Consider the following 18,539-nt stretch of genomic DNA (forward strand, 5'->3'; position numbering starts at 1 on the left):
GCCACGCACGAAGGAACGTCATGCCGCTGACCACCCCTCGCCGTTCGGCGCTCTCCGAACAGGTCATCTCCGAGCTGCGCAACCAGATCTCGTCGGGCGAGTGGCCGGTCGGTTCCCGCATTCCCACCGAGCCCGAGCTGGTCGACCAGCTGGGCGTGGCCAGGAACACGGTCAGGGAGGCCGTACGCGCCCTCGCGCACAACGGCCTGCTCGACATCCGGCAGGGCTCGGGGACGTACGTGGTCGCGACGAGCGAGCTCGCGGGCGTGATGCAGCGCAGGTTCGCCGACGCGGATCCGCGGCACATCGCGGAGCTGCGCAGCACGCTGGAGTCCAGTGCGGCGAAGCTCGCCGCCGAGCGCCGCACGGAGCGGGACCTCAAGCAGTTGGACGCGCTGCTCGTGCGCCGCGAGGAGGTGTGGGCATCCGGGGACGCGGAGGCGTTCGTGACGGCCGACGCGACGTTTCACATGGCCGTCGTCGCCGCGTCGCACAACGACGTCATGACGGCGCTCTACGCGGACCTCGGCGAGGTGCTGCGGGACTGGCTGCGCGAGGACATCGGCGGGGAGCTGACGCCCGAGGCGCACATGGACCACGCTCGGCTGGTCGACGCGATCCGCGCGGGCGACGCGGAGGCCGCCGCCACGGAGGCCGCGGGCTACCCGTTCATGTGCCGCCCGGACCGCTTCACGGCCGACAGCTGACCGCACTCACTTCTGGTGGCTGACCCACACCGAGCGGACTTCTTTCCAGCACCGCCCGGTGAGACGCACCGTCATCGCGGCGTCCGCGTCGACGGGCCGGGAGTCCGTGTCGATGTCCCACCACCGGTCGCACTCCACGTGCAGCCGGACCCGGTCGGTCTCCGGGTAGGGGTTGTGGCAGTACGCGATGACGTGGGAGCCGGCGATACCGGTGCGGCACTCGGACCCGAAGGGCCGAGGTTTCGAGGGCGTCTCACGCGTGTGGGGAGACCCCTGCGGCGCGGCGCTCGGCGCGGCGACCACAAGAGCGAGAGCCACGAGCACCGCACCTGTAAGACGCACACTTCAGAGTGCCGGTCACTCCCCCGCGACCGCCCGGCCAGAGGGCCGAACGGGTGAGGCCCCGCCCCCCGCTCGTCGCGGGTGACGGGGCCTCCACAGACGTACGCAGGGCGAGCGCCTGATCAGGCACCCATCATGTGCACGCCGCCGTCGACGTGGATGATCTCGCCGGTGGTCTTCGGGAAGAAGTCCGAGAGCAGGGCGACGACGCCGCGGCCCGCGGGCTCCGGGTCGGCCATGTCCCAGTTCAGCGGGGAGCGGGTGTTCCAGACGTCCGCGAGCTCCTCGAAGCCCGGGATCGACTTGGCCGCCATGGAGCCGAGCGGGCCCGCCGAGATCAGGTTGCAGCGGATGTCCTCCTTGCCCAGGTCGCGGGCGAGGTAGCGGCTGGTGGCCTCCAGGGCGGCCTTGGCCGGGCCCATCCAGTCGTACTTCGGCCAGGCGTACTGCGCGTCGAAGGTGAGGCCGACGACCGAGGCGCCGCCCTCGAACAGCGGGCGGCAGGCCATGGTGAGCGACTTCAGGGAGTACGCCGAGACGTGCATCGCCGTGGACACGTCCTCGAAGGACGCCTCCAGGAAGTTGAACGCGCCCTGCGGCGCGAAGCCGATGGAGTGCACGATGCCGTCGAGGCCGCCGAGCTCCTCCTTGACGACGCCGGCGAGGCGGTCGAGGTGCTCCTGGTTGGTCACGTCGAGCTCGATGACCTTGGCGGGCTTGGGGAGCTTCTTGGCGATGCGCTCGGTGAGCGTGGGCCGCGGGAAAGCGGTCAGAATGACCTCCGCGCCCTGCTCCTGGGCGACCTTGGCCGCGTGGAAGGCGATGGAGGACTCCGTCAGCACACCCGTGATGAGGATGCGCTTGCCGTCGAGAATTCCGCTCATGTGATCAGTGACCCATGCCCAATCCGCCGTCAACGGGGATGACGGCTCCAGTGATGTAAGAAGCGTCGTCCGACGCGAGGAACTTCACCGCGGCGGCGATCTCCTCGGGCTGCGCGTAACGGCCGAGCGGCACCTGGGAGACGATTCCCTCGCGCTGCTCGTCCGTCAGCACCTTGGTCATGTCGGTGTCGACAAAACCGGGGGCGACGACGTTGAAGGTGAGGTTGCGCGAGCCGAGCTCGCGGGCGAGCGACCGCGCGAAGCCGACCAGACCCGCCTTGGAGGCGGCGTAGTTCGCCTGCCCGGCGCCGCCCAGGAGGCCGACGACCGAGGAGATGAGGACGACGCGGCCCTTCTTGGCGCGCAGCATGCCGCGGTTGGCACGCTTGACGACGCGGAAGGTGCCGGTGAGGTTGGTGTCGAGGACGGACGTGAAGTCCTCCTCGGACATGCGCATCAGGAGCTGGTCCTTGGTGATGCCCGCGTTGGCGACCAGGACCTCGACGTTCCCGTGCTTCTCCTCGATCTCCTTGTAGGCCTGCTCCACCTGCTCGGCGTCGGTGATGTCGCACTTGACGGCGAGGACTCCGGCGTCGGTGAGGAGCTTCGGTGGCTCACCCGAGCGGTAGGTGATCGCGACCTTGTCGCCGGCGTCGGCGAAGGCGCGGGCGATGGCGAGGCCGATGCCCCGGTTTCCTCCGGTGACGAGAACCGAGCGGCTCAACGGATCACCCTTTCCTTGGTGGTCTGGTACCTCGAAAACCTATCGGTACCTGTCGCGATACGGAGAATCGGCGACCGACAGTGGCTCAGAGGACTCGCTGTCGGATCCCTACAGAAACCTCTGGCCGCAGGGGCGCCGGGCGCGACATGATCGGGGCTGACCGGAGCCGACAGCAGGGAGACATCCGTGCCCCATTCCATCGATGAAGCCTTCACGGCGCTGCCGCTGCGGGCTCTCGCCGACGCCGCGCTGGCCCGCGCGCGGGCGCTCGGCGCCGACCACGCGGACTTCCGCCTGGAGCGGGTGCGCAGCGCGTCCTGGCTGCTGCGCGACGCCAGGCCGGCGGGCAGTTCCGACACCACGGACCTCGGGTACGCGGTCCGTGTGGTGCACGGCGGCACCTGGGGGTTCGCCTCCGGTGTCGACATGACGATGGACGCGGCGGCGCGCGTCGCCTCGCAGGCCGTGGCCATGGCGAAGCTGTCCGCGCAGGTCATCAAGGCGGCCGGGTCGACCGAACGTGTGGAGCTCGCGGACGAGCCGGTGCACGCGGACAAGACGTGGATCTCCTCGTACGAGATCGATCCGTTCTCCGTGCCGGACGAGGAGAAGGCGGGGCTGCTCGCCGACTGGAGCGCGCGGCTGCTGGCGGCCGACGGGGTCACGCACGTCGACGCGTCGCTGATGACCGTGCACGAGAACAAGTTCTACGCGGATACGGCGGGGACGTCGACGACGCAGCAGCGCGTGCGGCTGCACCCGCAGCTGACCGCGGTGGCCGTCGACGGGTCGAGCGGTGAGTTCGACTCGATGCGGACGATCGCGCCGCCGGTCGGCCGCGGCTGGGAGTACCTCACGGGGACCGGCTGGGACTGGGAGGCGGAGCTCGCGCGGATTCCGGAGCTTTTGGCGGAGAAGATGCGGGCGCCGAGCGTCCGGGCGGGTTCGTACGACCTCGTCGTCGATCCGTCGAACCTGTGGCTGACGATCCACGAGTCCATCGGCCACGCCACGGAGCTGGACCGCGCGCTCGGTTACGAGGCGGCGTACGCGGGCACGTCGTTCGCCACCTTCGACCAGCTGGGCAAGCTCGCGTACGGCTCCTCGCTGATGAACGTGACGGGCGACCGGACGGCCGAGCACGGGCTCGCGACGATCGGGTACGACGACGAGGGCGTGGCCGCGCAGTCCTGGGACCTGGTCAAGGACGGCACCCTGGTCGGCTACCAGCTGGACCGGCGCATCGCGAGGCTCACCGGCTTCGAGCGCTCCAACGGCTGCGCGTACGCCGACTCACCCGGTCACGTCCCGGTGCAGCGCATGGCGAACGTGTCGCTCCAGCCGGATCCCGGCGGGCTCTCCACGGACGACCTGATCGCGGGCGTGGACTGCGGGATCTATGTGGTCGGGGACCGGTCGTGGTCCATCGACATGCAGCGCTACAACTTCCAGTTCACCGGGCAGCGCTTCTACAAGATCGAGAACGGGCGGCTCGCCGGGCAGCTGCGCGACGTCGCCTACCAGGCGACGACCACCGACTTCTGGGGGTCGATGGCCGCGGTCGGCGGTCCGCAGACGTACGTGCTCGGCGGCGCCTTCAACTGCGGCAAGGCCCAGCCCGGTCAGATCGCCGCGGTCTCGCACGGCTGCCCGTCCGCCCTGTTCCGGGGCGTGAACATTCTGAACACCACGCAGGAGGCCGGTCGATGAGCCGCAGCGCCACCAAGCCGCACGAGATCGTCGAGCGCGCCCTCGAACTGTCCACCGCCGACGGCTGCGTCGTGATCGCCGACGAGGAGTCGAGCGCGAACCTGCGCTGGGCGGGCAACGCCCTGACCACCAATGGCGTCACGCGCGGACGCACCCTCACGGTCATCGCGACCGTCGACGGCAAGGAGGGCACCGCCTCCGGCGTCGTGTCGCGCTCCGCCGTGACCGCGGACGAGCTCGAGCCGCTGGTGCGGGCCGCCGAGGAGGCCGCGCGCGGGGCCGGGCCCGCCGAGGACGCGCAGCCGCTGGTGACCGGCACGGCCGCCTCCCCGGACTTCACTGAGGCGCCCGTCGAGACGTCCTCGGCGGTCTTCGCGGAGTTCGCCCCGGCGCTCGGCGAGGCGTTCGCACGGGCCCGCGCGGGCGGCCGGGAGCTGTACGGCTTCGCGAACCACGAGTTCGTGTCGAGCTACCTCGGTACGTCGACGGGGCTCCGCCTCCGTCACGACCAGCCCAACGGCACCCTGGAGCTCAACGCCAAGTCGCCCGACCGCACCCGGTCCGCGTGGGCGGGGCGCGCCACCCGCGACTTCAAGGATGTCGACCCGGCCGCGCTCGACGCGGAGCTCGCCCGGCGCCTCGGGTGGGCGGAGCGCCGTATCGACCTGCCCGCGGGGCGGTACGAGACGCTGCTGCCGCCGACCGCCGTCGCCGACCTGCTGATCTACCAGCTGTGGCAGTCCTCGGCCCGTGACGCCGCCGAGGGCCGCACGGTGTTCTCCAAGCCGGGCGGCGCGACACGGCTCGGCGAGCGGATCACCGAACTGCCGCTGACGCTGCGCAGCGACCCGCACGAGCCGGGCCTGGAGTCGGCGCCCTTCGTGCTCGCGCACGCCTCGGGCGGCGACGCCTCGGTCTTCGACAACGGCCTGCCGCTGTCCGCGACCGAGTGGATCCGCGCCGGTGAGCTCGCTCACCTGGCCACCAGTCGGCACAGCGCGGAGCTGACCGGGCTCCCGGTGACACCGGCCGTCGACAACCTCGTCCTGGACGGCGGCGGCGAGCGCACGCTGGACGAGATGGTCGCGGCCACCGAGCGCGGACTGCTGCTGACCTGCCTCTGGTACATCCGCGAGGTGGACCCGGCGACGCTGCTGCTCACGGGGCTGACCAGGGACGGGGTGTACCTCGTCGAGAACGGCGAGGTCGTGGGCGAGGTGAACAACTTCCGCTTCAACGAGTCGCCCGTGGACCTGCTCGGCCGGGCGACGGAGGCGGGCCGTACGGAGAAGACGCTGCCGCGCGAGTGGGGCGACTACTTCACCCGCGCCGCGATGCCCGCGCTGCGCGTCCCGGATTTCAATATGAGTTCGGTCAGTCCGGGCGTATAACCTCGGACCCTGCACTCACGTGCACCGTGTAAGCACACCCAAGGAGACGCGAGACCCGTGACGGACATCGTCGACGAGCTGAAGTGGCGGGGGCTTTTCGCCCTGTCCACCGATGAAGACGCACTGCGCAAGGCGCTCGCGGACGGTCCCGTCACGTTCTATTGCGGCTTCGACCCGACCGCGGCGAGCCTGCACGTCGGGCACCTCGTGCAGGTCCTCACCGTCCGTCGGCTCCAGCAGGCGGGCCATCGCCCGCTGGCGCTGGTCGGCGGGGCGACGGGCCAGATCGGCGACCCGCGGCCGACCGCCGAGCGCACCCTGAACGACCCGGAGACGGTCGCTAACTGGGTGGCGCGGCTGCGCTCGCAGATCGAGCCGTTCCTGTCCTTCGAGGGCGAGAACGGCGCGACGATGGTGAACAACCTGGACTGGACCGCGGGCATGTCCGCGATCGAGTTCCTGCGCGACATCGGCAAGCACTTCCGCGTGAACAAGATGCTGACCAAGGACTCCGTGGCCCGCCGCCTGGAGTCGCAGGAAGGCATCTCGTACACGGAGTTCAGCTACCAGCTGCTGCAGGGCATGGACTTCCTGGAGCTCTACCGGCGGTACGGCTGCACGCTGCAGACCGGCGGCAGCGACCAGTGGGGCAACCTCACGGCGGGCATCGACCTGATCCACCGCCTGGAGCCGGACGCCGCGGTCCACGCGCTCGGCACGCCGCTGATGCTCAAGTCGGACGGCACCAAGTTCGGCAAGTCCGAGGGCGGCGCGGTCTGGCTCGACCCGACGATGACGACGCCGTACGCGTTCTACCAGTTCTGGCTGAACACGGACGACCGGGACATCTCGACGTACATGCGGATCCTGTCCTTCAAGTCCCGCGAGGAGCTGGAGGAGATCGAGAAGCAGACGGAGGAGCGTCCGCAGGCGCGTGCCGCGCAGCGTGCGCTCGCCGAGGAGCTGACCACGCTGGTGCACGGCGCGGACCAGTGCGCCGCGGTGATCGCCGCGTCCAAGGCGCTCTTCGGGCAGGGCGAGCTGGCCGGCCTGGACGAGGCGACGCTGGCCGCGGCCCTCTCGGAGCTGCCGCGCGTCGAGGTCGCCGAGCTCGGCCCGGTCGTGGACCTGCTCGCCGAGGTCGGCCTGGTGGCGAGCAAGTCCGCCGCCCGGCGCACGGTCAAGGAGGGTGGTGCCTACGTGAACAACGTGAAGGTCGCCGCCGAGGACGCCGTGCCGGCCCGCGAGGACCTGCTGCACGGGCGGTGGCTGGTGCTGCGCCGCGGCAAGAAGAACCTGGCGGCGGTCGAGGTCACGCGGTAGCCGCACCCCGTACGCAGGGAAGGGGGCCGGTCCCGGTGGACCGGCCCCCTTCCCGTGCGAGGCGGCTACGCCCTGCGTTTGTTGCCGCGGAGCATGGTGTACGCCGCGTCACCGAGGCCGACGACGACGAGCGCCGCGACCAGCTGGAGCGCGTGCCGGCCCCAGTCGATGCCCTTGGTCTCATTGATGCCGAACTGCGTCGCGAGCCAGTTGCCCAGGACGGCTCCGATGATGCCGAACACCGTGGTCAGCCAGAGAGGACTGTGCTGCTTGCCGGGCAGAATCGCCTTGGCGACAAGACCCAGCACGAATCCCACGATGATCGCCCACAACCAGCCCATAGCTGCCTCCTCGTCGGCTCTACATGAGCGTTACGGCCAGTCTCGTCCCGTACGCCATACGGCGCATGTCGGGCGGCTCCATACGTGGCAGGACGCAGGCGGGGCACCGAGGTGAGGGCTGCCCCGGTCTCGTAGGCGGCGCAGCCGCGGCGTAACGTTGGACGGGTCGGACCAGGGGCGGATTCCAGGGAGAGTCCGGCACAGCGGACAGGGCGGTGGAACGTGATGCGGAAGCAGAGCAGCGGCCAGGTCTTCCGGATCACCGGGGCCCGGCAGGGTCTGGCGGAGGACGTGCGGGGCAGGCAGCGCCGCTATGTGATCTCCATGTCGGTGCGGACCGTGTCGGTGGTGGCCGCCGCGGTGCTCTGGAACGTCGAGCGGCACGTCGCGCTCGTCGCACTGGTGCTCGGTGTCCTCCTGCCGTACATCTCCGTCGTCATCGCCAACGCCGGCCGGGAGAGTCCGCCTTCGCTGCCGTCGACGTTCGTGCCCGCTCCATCTCGGCCAATGCTGGCGCCGCCCGTCGCGGCCGCCACCGCGGAATCCGTCCCGGAAGATCCCCCCGGGTCCGCGTACGACCAGCGGCGCGACGCGGCGACCGAACCGAGCTGACCGTCGACGTTGCGCCAAGCTCAAGAAAACCTCAGATCAATCATGTAGTTCCGGTGCCAGTAGCCGGGTCCCCCATGACATACTTCGTACGCGCTCCGCATCCCCCGTCGGAGCGACAGACCGACGCCGGGCAGCTCCCCCCGTGGCTGCTCGGCGTCGCCTTGTGTGAAGCACTTTTTGGACGCGCCTGTGAGTGACGAAAACCCGATCTGTTCCGCCAAGGGCTGCCGCGTCGACGCGGTCTGGGTGCTCGCCTGGAACAACCCCAAGATCCACACCCCGGACCGCCGCAAGACGTGGCTCGCGTGCGACGAACACCGCGAACACCTCTCGCAGTTCCTGGGTGTACGGGGATTCCTGAAGGACGTCGTGACGCTGGAGGAGTGGGAGACGGGCCCGCCGCCCACCGCCACGAGCTAGCCGCCGATCGCCGACATCGGGCGGTCCGGTTGCGCGAAGGTCGGGTCGTCCAGGCCCGAGCCCGCCTTCTTGCCCCACATGGCCTGCTTCCAGATGGCTGCGATGGCCTCGTCCGAGCCGCCCTCGGTGTCTTCGGGGGCCGCGCGCAGGGCCGCGCGCAGGTCCGTCTCCTCGGTGGCGAAGAGGCAGGTGCGGACCTGGCCGTCGGCCGTCAGGCGGGTGCGGTCGCAGGCCGAGCAGAACGGGCGGGTGACGGAGGCGATGACGCCGACGCGGTGCGGGCCGCCGTCCACGATCCACCGCTCGGCGGGGGCGGAGCCGCGCTCCGTGGAGCCCTCCTCGGTGAGGTCGAAGCGGGTGCGCAGGGACTCCAGGATGTCACCCGCGGTGATCATGCCGTCGCGCTTCCAGCCGTGCTGGGCGTCCAGGGGCATCTGCTCGATGAAGCGGAGTTCGTAGTCGTTCTCCACCGCCCAGGCCAGCAGGTCGGGGGCCTCGTCGTCGTTCAGGCCCGGCATCAGGACGGTGTTGACCTTCACCGGGGTGAGGCCCGCGTCGCGGGCGGCTTCGAGGCCTTCCAGGACGTCCTTGTGGCGGTCGCGGCGGGTGAGCGTCTTGAAGACATCGGGACGCAGCGTGTCCAGGGAGACGTTGACCCGGTCCAGGCCGGCGGCCTTGAGGGCCTTCGCCGTGCGCTTGAGGCCGATGCCGTTCGTCGTCAGGGACATCTTGGGGCGGGGCTCCAGCTGGGCGCAGCGCTCGACGATGCCGACGAGGCCGGGCCGGAGCAGGGGCTCGCCGCCGGTGAAGCGGACCTCGCGGATGCCCAGGTGGGTGACGGCGATCCGGACGAGGCGGACGATCTCGTCGTCCGTGAGCAGGTCGGGCTTGGCCAGCCACTGCAGGCCCTCTTCCGGCATGCAGTACGTGCAGCGCAGATTGCAGCGGTCGGTCAGCGATACGCGCAGGTCAGTGGCTACGCGGCCAAACGTGTCGATGAGCACTGCGGCCCCCTCCCCGGCGGTTGGATGTTCTGGGTCCACTGCTTTCGACCTTACGCGACGCCTCTGACAACGCCATGGGCCATTTGCCACGAGGAACGGTACGGCCGCGTCGTAGGACTCTACGACGCGGCCGCTACGAACGTGTGAACAAGATCCCGTCAGTGGGCTCCCACGCCCGTGAGGGACTTGACCTCCAGCTCCGCGTACTTGCCCTTGTCCGGCTCCTCCTTGGAGAGGAGCGAGCCGAGCCAGCCGAGCAGGAAGCCCAGCGGGATGGAGATGAGGCCCGGGTTCTCCAGCGGGAAGAAGTCGAAGTTCGCGTCGGGGAACATCGACGACGGCTTGCCGGAGACGACCGGTGAGAACAGCACCAGGCCGACCGCGGCGACAAGGCCTCCGTAGATGGACCAGAGGGCACCCTGCGTGGTGAACCTCTTCCAGAACAGGCTGTAGAGGATCGTCGGCAGGTTGGCGGAGGCCGCGACGGCGAAGGCGAGGGCGACCAGGCCCGCCACGTTGAGGTCGCGGGCCAGGGCGCCGAGCGCGATGGAGACGATGCCGATGAACACGGTCGACCAGCGTGCCGCCTTCATCTCCTCCTTCTCCGTGGCCTTGCCCTTGCGGATCACGTTCGCGTAGATGTCGTGCGCGAACGAGGACGACGAGGCGAGGGTGAGGCCCGCGACGACCGCGAGGATCGTGGCGAAGGCTACCGCGGAGATCACGGCGAGCAGGATCGCGCCGCCGGTCGAGTCGCCGCCGCCGCCGATCTCCAGGGCGGCGAGCGGTGCCGCCGTGTTGCCCGCCTTGTTGGAGGCGATGATCTCGCCGGGCTTGAGCAGGGCTGCGGCGCCGAAGCCGAGGACGATCGTCATCAGGTAGAAGGCGCCGATGATGCCGATCGCCCAGTTCACGGACTTACGGGCGGCCTTGGCCGTGGGCACCGTGTAGAAGCGGATGAGGATGTGCGGCAGTCCCGCGGTGCCGAGGACCAGCGCGATGCCGAGCGAGATGAAGTCCAGCTTCGAGGTGCCTGACACGCCGTACTTGAGGCCGGGCTCCAGGAACGCCGAGCCCTTGCCGCTGTTGGAGGCGGCCGTGCCGAGCAGGTCGGAGACGTTGAAGTTGAACTTCAGGAGGATGAGGAAGGTGATGAGGACGGTGCCGGTGATGAGCAGGACGGCCTTGACCATCTGCACCCAGGTGGTGCCCTTCATGCCGCCGATGGTGACGTAGACGATCATCAGGACGCCGACGAGGGCGACGATGAGGATCTTTCCGGCGTCACTGGTGATGCCCAGCAGCAGCGAGACGAGGACGCCCGCGCCCGCCATCTGCGCGAGCAGGTAGAAGATCGACACGACGATGGTGGAGGTGCCGGCAGCGGTGCGGACCGGACGCTGGCGCATGCGGTACGCGAGGACGTCGCCCATCGTGTAGCGCCCGGAGTTGCGCAGCGGTTCGGCGACCAGGAGGAGCGCCACGAGCCAGGCGACCAGGAAGCCGATGGAGTAGAGGAATCCGTCGTAGCCGAAGAGGGCGATGGCGCCCGCGATGCCGAGGAAGGACGCGGCGGACATGTAGTCGCCGGAGATCGCGAGGCCGTTCTGGAAGCCGGTGAACTGGCGGCCGCCCGCGTAGAAGTCGGCGGCGCTCTTGGTCTGCCGCCCCGCCCAGACGGTGATGAAGAGGGTCGCGACGACGAAGGCCGCGAAAAGGCTGATGATGAGCGGCCGGTGCTCGGAGGCGTCGGACGCGGCCGCCAGCTCGATGACGGCGGGGTGCGCGAGGCTCATGCGTCGCCCTCCAGGCGGGTCTGCGGGCCGTCCAGCGGCGTCTGCGGGCGGTGTTCCATGCGGGACCTGATGGCCTCGGCCTTCGGGTCGAGCTTCGCGGCGGCGTGGCGCGAGTAGAACCAGGCGATGAGGAACGTGGTCAGGAACTGCCCGAGCCCGAGGACCAGGGCGACGTTGATGTTGCCGAAGAGCTTGGTGCCCATGAACTCGCCCGCGTAGTTGGAGAGCAGGACGTACACGAGGTACCAGGCGATGAAGGCGATGGTGAGCGGGAAGGCGAACGAGCGGTGCGCGGAGCGCAGTTCACCGAATTCCGCGCTCTCCTGCACCTCGGCGAACTCCTCCGTGGAGGGCGCGTGGGGAGCGGGTTCTTTTTCTGCGCCACCCTTCGAAGGGGGCGGTGCGTCGGTGGCCACGGAGTCTCCTCGTGGTGCGGGTGGGGTGGGGACGGACAGTTGTTCCATGGGCTCCGGTCTCATTCAGCGTGACGCGGATCACGTGAGCCACGGATGGCGATGCTAAGGCCATGGGACGTGATCCGACAGGGGGTTGATGTTGCTTCCGTTGTCTGCTCAACGTCCCGGCGGCGCGTCCGACGTGGTCGAACTCCCCCATTTCTTCAGCAAGTCATTGCTGGCCTGGAGGTTTCAGGGTTAGCTTCACCCTGAACCACCCGTCATGTACCTGCCCGAGCACCAGTCGTGTTCGGGCAGTTCCGTATGCGATTCCGCGTGCGGTTCCGTCTCCGGATGATGTGGAGATCCCATGGCTCATCTGCGTTCCAGACGTCGTACGGCACTGATCGTGCCGCTCGGCCTCGCGCTCGCCGCCTCGGTCGGTTTCGTGCCCGGCGCCGCGACAGCGGCCCCGAACGAGTCGCCCGCCCCGGTGTCGGCGAAGGCCGCGGAGGACGCCCCCGTCTTCGCGTACGTCGTCAACACCCGTACCGACCGCAAGACGCTCGCGTACGTCAAGAAGGCGATCGCCAGGGCCGGCGGCTCGGTCGTCGTCACGCACGAGAAGATCGGCGTCATCGTCGCGCACTCGTCGAACCCGCAGTTCGGCGAGCAGATACGCAAGGTCCGCGGTGTCCAGTCCGCGGGCGCGACCCACACCTCGCCTCTGAAGGCCGCCGGCACCACGGAGGACGGCAAGGCGAAGCTGCTCTCCAAGTCCGAGGCCAAGGCCCTGAAGCGGAGCGCCGCCCCCGGCGCCGAGCCGATGGAGGCCGACCAGTGGGATCTGCGCGCGATAGACGCCGACAAGGCCGCGAAGATCAACCCGGGCAGCAAGAAGGTCACCGTCGCCGTGATCGACACCGGCGTCGACGACACCCACCCCGACCTCGCGGCCAACTTCTCGCCGTCGCAGTCGGCGAGCTGCGTCGGCGGCAAGGCGGACACCTCCGCGGGTGCCTGGCGCCCGTCGTCGAAGGACAGCTACCACGGCACGCACGTCGCCGGTGAGATCGCCGCCGCGCGCAACGGCGTCGGCGTCGCGGGCGTGGCACCCGGCGTGAAGATCTCCGCCATCAGGGTCGCCGACCCGGTCGACGAGCTGTTCTACCCGGAGAACGTGGTCTGTGCCTTCGTGTTCGCCGCCGAGCACGGCGTCGAGATCACCAACAACAGCTACTACGTGGACCCGTGGCTGTACAACTGCAAGGACGACCCGGACCAGAGGGCGATCCTCGACGCGGTCAACCGCGCGCAGCTGTACGGGCAGAAGAAGGGCACCCTGCACGTCGCCTCCGCGGGCAACTCCAACCACGACCTGGACTCCGACGCGATCGTCGACGACTCCAGCCCGGACGACTCCACCCCGGTGACCCGCACGATCGACCCGCACGAGTGCCTCGACGTGCCGACCCAGCTCCCGGGCGTCGTCACCACCAGCGCGACGGGCGTGAAGGACCTGAAGTCGATCTACTCCAGCTACGGCAAGGGTGTCGTCGACATCGCCGCCCCGGGCGGCGACAAGTGGCAGGTCCCGGCGGACACCCCGTCGAAGAACGGCCGCATCCTCTCCACCATGCCGGGCGGCGAGTACGGCTGGCTGCAGGGCACCTCGATGGCCGCGCCGCACGCCTCGGGCGTCGCCGCGCTGATCAAGTCCACGCACCCCGAGGCGAGCCCGGCCGAGGTGCAGCGGCTCCTGAAGAAGCAGGCCGACCGGCTCGAGTGCCCGGCGGGTCCGTACGACCCCGACGGTGACGGCGACGCCGATGCGGTCTGCCAGAGCGGCAGGAACGACAACAGCTTCTACGGCAGTGGTCTCGTCGACGCGCTCGACGCCGTGAAGAAGAAGTGACGGGGAGAGAGAACGTGCACAAGTCCCACATATCGGCCACGGCCTTCCTGCGCTCCCGGCGCGCGCTGGCCCTGCCCCTCGGCGTCGCGCTGGTCTCGGCCGTCGCCTTCCTGCCGGGCACGGCCTCGGCCCGGCCCGCTGCGGTCCCGGACACTCCGGCCTCGGTGTCGCAGGCCCTGGGGTTGCCGACCGCGGACGCCGCGTCGATGAGCTACGTCGTCAACGTCCGCCCCGGCAAGGGGAGCGCGGAGCGCGCGAAGAAGGCCATCGCCAAGGCGGGCGGCGATGTCGTCATCGCGTACGACAAGATCGGCGTCATCGTCGTCCACTCGGCGAACCCCGACTTCGCGAAGACGATCCGCAAGGTCAAGGGCGTCGACTCGGCGGGCGCGACACGGACGGCGCCGCTGTCCGCGCAGGCCGACGACGCCCTGGAGTCGGAGCGGCCGCTGACCGCCCAGGAGGCGAAGGCCGCGGCCGGCAAGGCGTCGGCCGGTCAGGACGAGCTGGAGCCGCTGCAGTGGGACCTGCCCGCCATGAAGGCGGACAAGGCACACAAGGTCTCGCTCGGCAGCAGCAAGGTCACGGTCGGCGTGCTCGACTCGGGGGTCGACGACACGCACCCCGACATCGCGCCGAACTTCGACCGTGAGGCGTCCGCGAGCTGTCTGGGCGGCGTGCCCGTCCAGAAGGGCGACGCGTGGCGTCCGGTGGCCGGGGAAAGCGACCACGGCATGCACGTGGCGGGCACCATCGCCGCCGCGAAGAACGGCACCGGCGTCACCGGTGTCGCGCCCGGCGTGAAGGTCGCGAGCCTGAAGGTGGCCGAGCCGGCGACCGGCATGTACTACACGGAGGCCGTGGTCTGCGGCTTCATGTGGGCGGCCGACCACGGCGTCGACGTCACCAACAACAGCTACTACACCGACCCGTGGCTGTTCAACTGCAAGACCGACGCCGACCAGAAGGCGCTGGTCGACGCGGTCGGGCGGGCCTCGAAGTACGCGGAGCGCAAGGGCGCGGTGAACGTCGCGGCCGCGGGCAACGCGAAGACCGACCTCGCCCAGGACGAGATCCTCGACGAGTCGAGCCCCGACGACACGACTCCGGTGCCGCGGGTCATCAAGACCAAGGACTGCCTCGACCTTCCGTCGCAGCTGCCCGGTGTCGTGACGGTCTCGGCGACCGGTGCGAAGGGCATCAAGTCGTCTTACTCGAACTACGGCAACGGCGTCGTGGACATCGCGGCTCCCGGCGGCGACTCCACGAAGTACCAGGCGCCGAACGCGCCGGCCGTCGACGGCCGCATCCTGTCGACGCTGCCCGGCGGCAAGTTCGGCTACAAGGCCGGTACGTCGATGGCATCGCCGCACGCGGCGGGTGTGGCCGCGCTGCTGAAGTCGACGCATCCGCACGCCTCGGCGGCGCGCATCAAGGCGCTGCTCTACCGCCAGGCGGACGCGATGGCCTGCACGAAGCCGTACGACTACGACGCCGACGGCAAGGTCGACGCGGTCTGCGAGGGCGGCCGGAACAAGAACGGCTTCTACGGCGTGGGCATGGCCGACGCGCTGGACGCCGTGCGCAAGTAGCGCCGGAACGCGGTGAGGTGGGGCCGGGCGGCTTGGGGGCCGCCCGGCCCTTTCCCGTCGGCCCACGAGAGGATCGCGTGTCATGTACGAGTACAAGAACTCCGAGTTCGTCGTCGCCGGCACGGAGCACTGGGTCGCGTGGCCCACCCGCCCCCGGTGGCAGCTGGTGGCCCGGTTCGTCGCGACGGTGCTGTTCCTGCCGTTCTGGGTCGTCCTGGGGGCCGCGATCTTCCTCGGCACTCTCGCCATCGGCCTGGCCACCGAGGTGATCACGGCGGTGAGCTCGTCGTACGACAAGGCCTTCGACCGGTTCATGGACAAAGCGCTCGGCCGCGTCTTCACGCTGCCCCGCTGGTGCGTGCTCTGGTCCGAGATGCGGTACGAGGGGGACACCGCGCACTACCGCGCGAGGGTCGACAAGCTCGTCGCCGCGTGGACGGCCAAGGCATCGGCTCCGCGGCGGCCCAAGAAGCCGCTGCCGCCCTCCGAGTGCGAGATCCCGCGGCGCGCCTACCGCGGGTGCGGCGGGCACTACGTCGTCCAGGTGGCGACCGCCCGGGGGTGGGAGCTGCGGCCCTCCGAGCCGGAGAGATCGGTCAGGCTGTGGTGGTCGGCGAGCACGTGAGGAGTGGGTGACTCGACAGAAATGAGTGACCTGGTCCGATCGGAACGGCTTTGCACCGGTTGTCCCCCAGGACTTGCCCGCCGCCTGAAGCCCTGGTGAAGATCATGTGGTGAGCTCCACAGGACCGTCCGTCGAGCCCGGAGGCGATGCCGCGACCGGCATACCGGCCCCTGCCACTGCCGCCGCCCCCGTCTCGCACCGCGCACCGCGCCCCATGCCCTCCGTCGGCCGGGCCGTGGCCGTGCTCGTCCTCGTGGCCGTCGCCGCGCTGGTCTCCCTGCTCGGCCCTTCGGCGGCGCTGCACGACACCGGCGAGGCCCGCGCGCCCGGCACCGGCGGGATCACGTTCCTGCGGGCGGTCCTGTTCTCCGCCCTGTGCGTGCAGTTGGGCGAGGTGTTCGCCGTGCGGCTCGTGCGCCGGGTCCCGGGGGCGCCGCTCGACCGGGTGCCGGGCAGCTGGTCGGCGTACGCCGCGTGGGCGGGGTGCGTCGCGGCGCTGGGGCTCGCGACCGTCGTGGCGAACGGGAACCTGGTCCCGCGGGAGCTCTCGGACCTGGACATCGGGCGGCTGTACGACACCCGGGACGGGCGTCTCGCCCTCCTGGAGGTCAACGCGTTCGTCGTGGCCGCGCTGTTGGCACGCTCCCGGCGCCCGGCAGGCGCGGCACTCCCGCTGGCCGCGGTGATCGTCGCGGAGGCGTTGCGGGCCCACCCCCCGGTGGAGGACTCCCCTCTGCTGGGCAGCGGCCTCACGCTCGTCCACCTCACCTGCGGCGCGCTGTGGGCGGGCGGACTGCTGCACGTCCTGCGCGTCCTGTGCCGCTGGCGGACGTCCTCTCCGGAGCAGGCCGTCGCGGTACTGGGGCTCTACGCGCGCGTGGCCGCCGTCCTGTTCGCCGCGATCACCGTGACCGGGGTGTGCAGCACGCTGCGCCGGATGCCCGCGGACACGGTCGTCGACCAGCTCACCGGGACGGCCTACGGCCGCACTCTGCTCGCCAAGGTGCTGCTCGTCCTGGTCGTCGCGGTGCTCGCGGCGCTGGCCCGTCGTCGGCTGCGCGGCGCCGGGGACCGCGCATCGGCCTACGTTCCCGCGCGCGGGGAGGTGGTCGCACTGGGGGTCGTGGTCGTCCTCTCGGCGCTGCTCACCGCGGTGCCGGTACCGATTCGCTGGTGAGCGGTCAGAACCCCTTCGGCGAGCAGGAACTGGGCCGCGATGTACGTGAGCATGATCGCGAAGTCGGGCCGGGGCAGCTGGGGCCACTCGGCCACGCCGGTCGCGATGAGGGTGTCCGAGAGCAGGAAGAGCGCCCCTCCCGCGGCCGCCGCGGGACCGAGCGCGGTGGCGCCGAACGCCATGGCGGTGAGCAGCAGGCTGTAGCCCGCGACGGGCCCCCGCATGTCGGCGGGCAGGTCGGGCCAGAGCAGCGCGACGGTACCGATGAGCGCGAGGGCGTACGCGGCGACGAGTCCGGCTCCACGCGCGCGTGGGGCCCGTGTCCCGTACCGCCTGAAGAGCACGAGGTAGCAGACGTGCCCGGCGGCGAAGGAGCCCATCCCCGCGAGGAAGGCGGGCTCGGCGTCGAAGAGCAGGAAGGTGTCGCCGCCCCACCCGAAGAGGAGGGCGGCGATCAGCAGCCGGGGCCCGTTCCGCAGGGCGACGTACGCCGCGAGGAGCGGCATGAGCAGCGGCTTGCAGACGGCGTGGCCGGGCCCGAAGTCCGCGAGGAGCGCGAGGAGGTCGCCGAGCGCGGCGACGCCGAAGGCGCCGAGGACCGTCCGCGGGGCGGGCCTTCGCGTCACGCGGCGCGCTCCGGGACGGGGGTGTCGGAGGCGGGCAGGGCGGCCGGGGCCGCCTCGGGGGCTGCCGGTACTTCGGCGGGCGCCGGCTGCCAGCCGGGGCCGCGGAAGACGCGTCCCGCCCGTTCGCGCCAGCCGGTCGCCGCCTTCAGGTCCCTGGCGATGGCGGCGTACTCGTGGGTCGCCACGCGCAGCGGGTTGTACGTGTGGATGTTCTTCGTGAGGCCGTACACGGGGCGGTCGGTCTCGGCGACCCAGGAGCCGAACACGCGGTCCCAGACGATGAGGATGCCGCCGAAGTTGCGGTCGAGGTAGCCGCCCTGGGACGCGTGGTGCACGCGGTGGTGCGAGGGCGTGTTGAAGACGTACTCGATGGGGCGGGGGAGCTTCCCGATGCGCTCGGTGTGGATCCAGAACTGGTAGACGAGGTTGGCCGACGAGCAGAACGCGAGCGCCGCCGGGTGGACGCCGCAGGCGATCAGCGGCAGGTAGAAGGGCCACACGGTCAGGCTCGTCCAGGGCTGGCGGAGCGCGGTGGTGAAGTTGAACTTCTCGCTGGAGTGGTGCACCACGTGGCAGGCCCACAGGACACGGATGACGTGGTGGCCGCGGTGCGACCAGTAGTAGAAGAAGTCCTGCGCGAGGAGCATCAGGGGGATCGTCCACCACAGGACGGGCACGCGCAGCGGCGTCAGCGCGTAGACGCCCGAGTAGACCGCGACGATGGGGATCTTCCACAGGAAGTCGAAGACGAGGCTGCCGAGCCCCATGGTGATGCTGGTCGCGGCGTCCTTGGTCTCGTACCCCGCGGCATCCTCGTCGGGATGGATCCGGTGGCTCACGATCTCGACGACGGTGAGCAGCACGAAGGCCGGGATGGACCACAGCACGACATCGGGCAGGTTCGGGGACATGCAGGCACCGTAGAACGGCTATTCGCCCACGACTAGGGGTTGTT

General features: G+C 70.3%; 19 protein-coding genes. 10 read left to right on the plus strand and 9 right to left on the minus strand.

Going from position 1 to position 18,539, the window contains the following annotated elements; all coding sequences use genetic code 11:
- The first annotated feature begins 20 nt into the window (after positions 1-20).
- Complete coding sequence (locus DEJ47_RS07890) at positions 21-707, plus strand: FadR/GntR family transcriptional regulator (RefSeq protein WP_150166277.1); 687 nt, start codon at positions 21-23, stop codon at positions 705-707.
- Between the two features lie 6 nt (positions 708-713).
- On the opposite strand, the gene DEJ47_RS07895 is transcribed toward DEJ47_RS07890, so the two are convergent.
- The 3 genes from DEJ47_RS07895 to fabG form a co-directional block, all read right to left on the minus strand.
- Complete coding sequence (locus DEJ47_RS07895) at positions 714-1,031, minus strand: hypothetical protein (RefSeq protein ID WP_223828266.1); 318 nt, start codon at positions 1,029-1,031, stop codon at positions 714-716.
- 140 nt (positions 1,032-1,171) lie between these two features.
- Positions 1,172-1,933 carry an enoyl-ACP reductase FabI gene (gene fabI, locus DEJ47_RS07900; protein WP_150166281.1) on the minus strand — a complete coding sequence of 254 codons (762 nt, stop codon included), beginning with the start codon at positions 1,931-1,933 and terminating at the stop codon, positions 1,172-1,174.
- A gap of 4 nt (positions 1,934-1,937) precedes the next feature.
- Entirely contained in the window at positions 1,938-2,657 is a 720-nt protein-coding gene (gene fabG, locus DEJ47_RS07905) for a 3-oxoacyl-[acyl-carrier-protein] reductase (protein WP_150166284.1), read from the minus strand.
- Between the two features lie 186 nt (positions 2,658-2,843).
- On the opposite strand from fabG, the gene DEJ47_RS07910 reads away from it, so the two are divergent.
- Genes DEJ47_RS07910 through tyrS form a run of 3 tightly spaced genes read left to right on the plus strand, consistent with a single transcriptional unit; the run spans position 2,844 to position 7,081 of the window.
- Complete coding sequence (locus DEJ47_RS07910) at positions 2,844-4,367, plus strand: TldD/PmbA family protein (protein ID WP_150166286.1); 1,524 nt, start codon at positions 2,844-2,846, stop codon at positions 4,365-4,367.
- Positions 4,364-5,758: a metallopeptidase TldD-related protein gene (locus DEJ47_RS07915; protein ID WP_150166288.1), complete on the plus strand. Its 1,395-nt coding sequence runs from the start codon at positions 4,364-4,366 to the stop codon at positions 5,756-5,758. The genes DEJ47_RS07910 and DEJ47_RS07915 overlap by 4 nt, the downstream gene beginning before the upstream one ends.
- A 57-nt stretch (positions 5,759-5,815) precedes the next feature.
- Positions 5,816-7,081 (plus strand): tyrosine--tRNA ligase, encoded by a 1,266-nt coding sequence (gene tyrS / locus DEJ47_RS07920; protein WP_150166290.1) that lies wholly within the window; start codon positions 5,816-5,818, stop codon positions 7,079-7,081.
- Between the two features lie 65 nt (positions 7,082-7,146).
- On the opposite strand, the gene DEJ47_RS07925 is transcribed toward tyrS, so the two are convergent.
- Entirely contained in the window at positions 7,147-7,422 is a 276-nt protein-coding gene (locus DEJ47_RS07925; RefSeq protein ID WP_150166292.1) for a GlsB/YeaQ/YmgE family stress response membrane protein, read from the minus strand.
- 225 nt (positions 7,423-7,647) lie between these two features.
- Between DEJ47_RS07925 and DEJ47_RS07930 the strand changes: the two genes are divergently transcribed.
- Both DEJ47_RS07930 and DEJ47_RS07935 read left to right on the plus strand, forming a co-directional pair.
- Positions 7,648-8,034 carry a DUF3099 domain-containing protein gene (locus DEJ47_RS07930; RefSeq protein ID WP_150166294.1) on the plus strand — a complete coding sequence of 129 codons (387 nt, stop codon included), beginning with the start codon at positions 7,648-7,650 and terminating at the stop codon, positions 8,032-8,034.
- Positions 8,035-8,223: 189 nt separating this feature from the next.
- On the plus strand, positions 8,224-8,454 hold the full coding sequence (locus DEJ47_RS07935) for a hypothetical protein (RefSeq protein ID WP_223828267.1): 231 nt from the start codon (positions 8,224-8,226) through the stop codon (positions 8,452-8,454).
- Here DEJ47_RS07935 and moaA read toward each other — a convergent pair.
- The 3 genes from moaA to DEJ47_RS07950 all read right to left on the minus strand — a co-directional run bounded on the left by moaA (position 8,451) and on the right by DEJ47_RS07950 (position 11,670).
- Positions 8,451-9,458, minus strand: a complete 1,008-nt coding sequence (gene moaA, locus DEJ47_RS07940; RefSeq protein WP_223828268.1) for a GTP 3',8-cyclase MoaA — start codon at positions 9,456-9,458, stop codon at positions 8,451-8,453. The genes DEJ47_RS07935 and moaA overlap by 4 nt on opposite strands.
- A 158-nt stretch (positions 9,459-9,616) precedes the next feature.
- A complete protein-coding gene (locus DEJ47_RS07945) occupies positions 9,617-11,254 on the minus strand; it encodes a cation acetate symporter (protein WP_150166299.1) in 1,638 nt (545 codons plus the stop codon).
- On the minus strand, positions 11,251-11,670 hold the full coding sequence (locus DEJ47_RS07950; protein ID WP_150166301.1) for a DUF485 domain-containing protein: 420 nt from the start codon (positions 11,668-11,670) through the stop codon (positions 11,251-11,253). Before DEJ47_RS07950 ends, DEJ47_RS07945 begins: the two co-directional genes overlap by 4 nt.
- A gap of 349 nt (positions 11,671-12,019) precedes the next feature.
- Here DEJ47_RS07950 and DEJ47_RS07955 point away from each other — a divergent pair, with 349 nt between their 5' ends.
- From DEJ47_RS07955 to DEJ47_RS07970, 4 genes are all read left to right on the plus strand, one after another.
- Entirely contained in the window at positions 12,020-13,564 is a 1,545-nt protein-coding gene (locus tag DEJ47_RS07955) for a S8 family serine peptidase (protein ID WP_150166303.1), read from the plus strand.
- 14 nt (positions 13,565-13,578) lie between these two features.
- On the plus strand, positions 13,579-15,156 hold the full coding sequence (locus tag DEJ47_RS07960; protein WP_223828269.1) for a S8 family serine peptidase: 1,578 nt from the start codon (positions 13,579-13,581) through the stop codon (positions 15,154-15,156).
- An 82-nt stretch (positions 15,157-15,238) separates the two neighbouring features.
- Complete coding sequence (locus DEJ47_RS07965; protein ID WP_150166305.1) at positions 15,239-15,781, plus strand: hypothetical protein; 543 nt, start codon at positions 15,239-15,241, stop codon at positions 15,779-15,781.
- Between the two features lie 214 nt (positions 15,782-15,995).
- Positions 15,996-16,958, plus strand: coding sequence for a CopD family protein (locus DEJ47_RS07970; protein ID WP_150175494.1), 963 nt, complete (start codon positions 15,996-15,998; stop codon positions 16,956-16,958).
- Here the strand turns inward: DEJ47_RS07970 and DEJ47_RS07975 are convergent.
- Together DEJ47_RS07975 and DEJ47_RS07980 are read right to left on the minus strand one after the other, a co-directional pair.
- Positions 16,865-17,584, minus strand: coding sequence for a lysoplasmalogenase (locus DEJ47_RS07975; RefSeq protein WP_150166307.1), 720 nt, complete (start codon positions 17,582-17,584; stop codon positions 16,865-16,867). The two genes, DEJ47_RS07970 and DEJ47_RS07975, sit on opposite strands and share 94 nt — an antisense overlap.
- Positions 17,581-18,495, minus strand: coding sequence for a sterol desaturase family protein (locus DEJ47_RS07980; protein ID WP_150166309.1), 915 nt, complete (start codon positions 18,493-18,495; stop codon positions 17,581-17,583). The genes DEJ47_RS07975 and DEJ47_RS07980 overlap by 4 nt, the downstream gene beginning before the upstream one ends.
- Positions 18,496-18,539: the final 44 nt, after the last annotated feature.

This window comes from Streptomyces venezuelae (assembly GCF_008642355.1).
GTDB lineage: Bacteria > Actinomycetota > Actinomycetes > Streptomycetales > Streptomycetaceae > Streptomyces > Streptomyces venezuelae_B.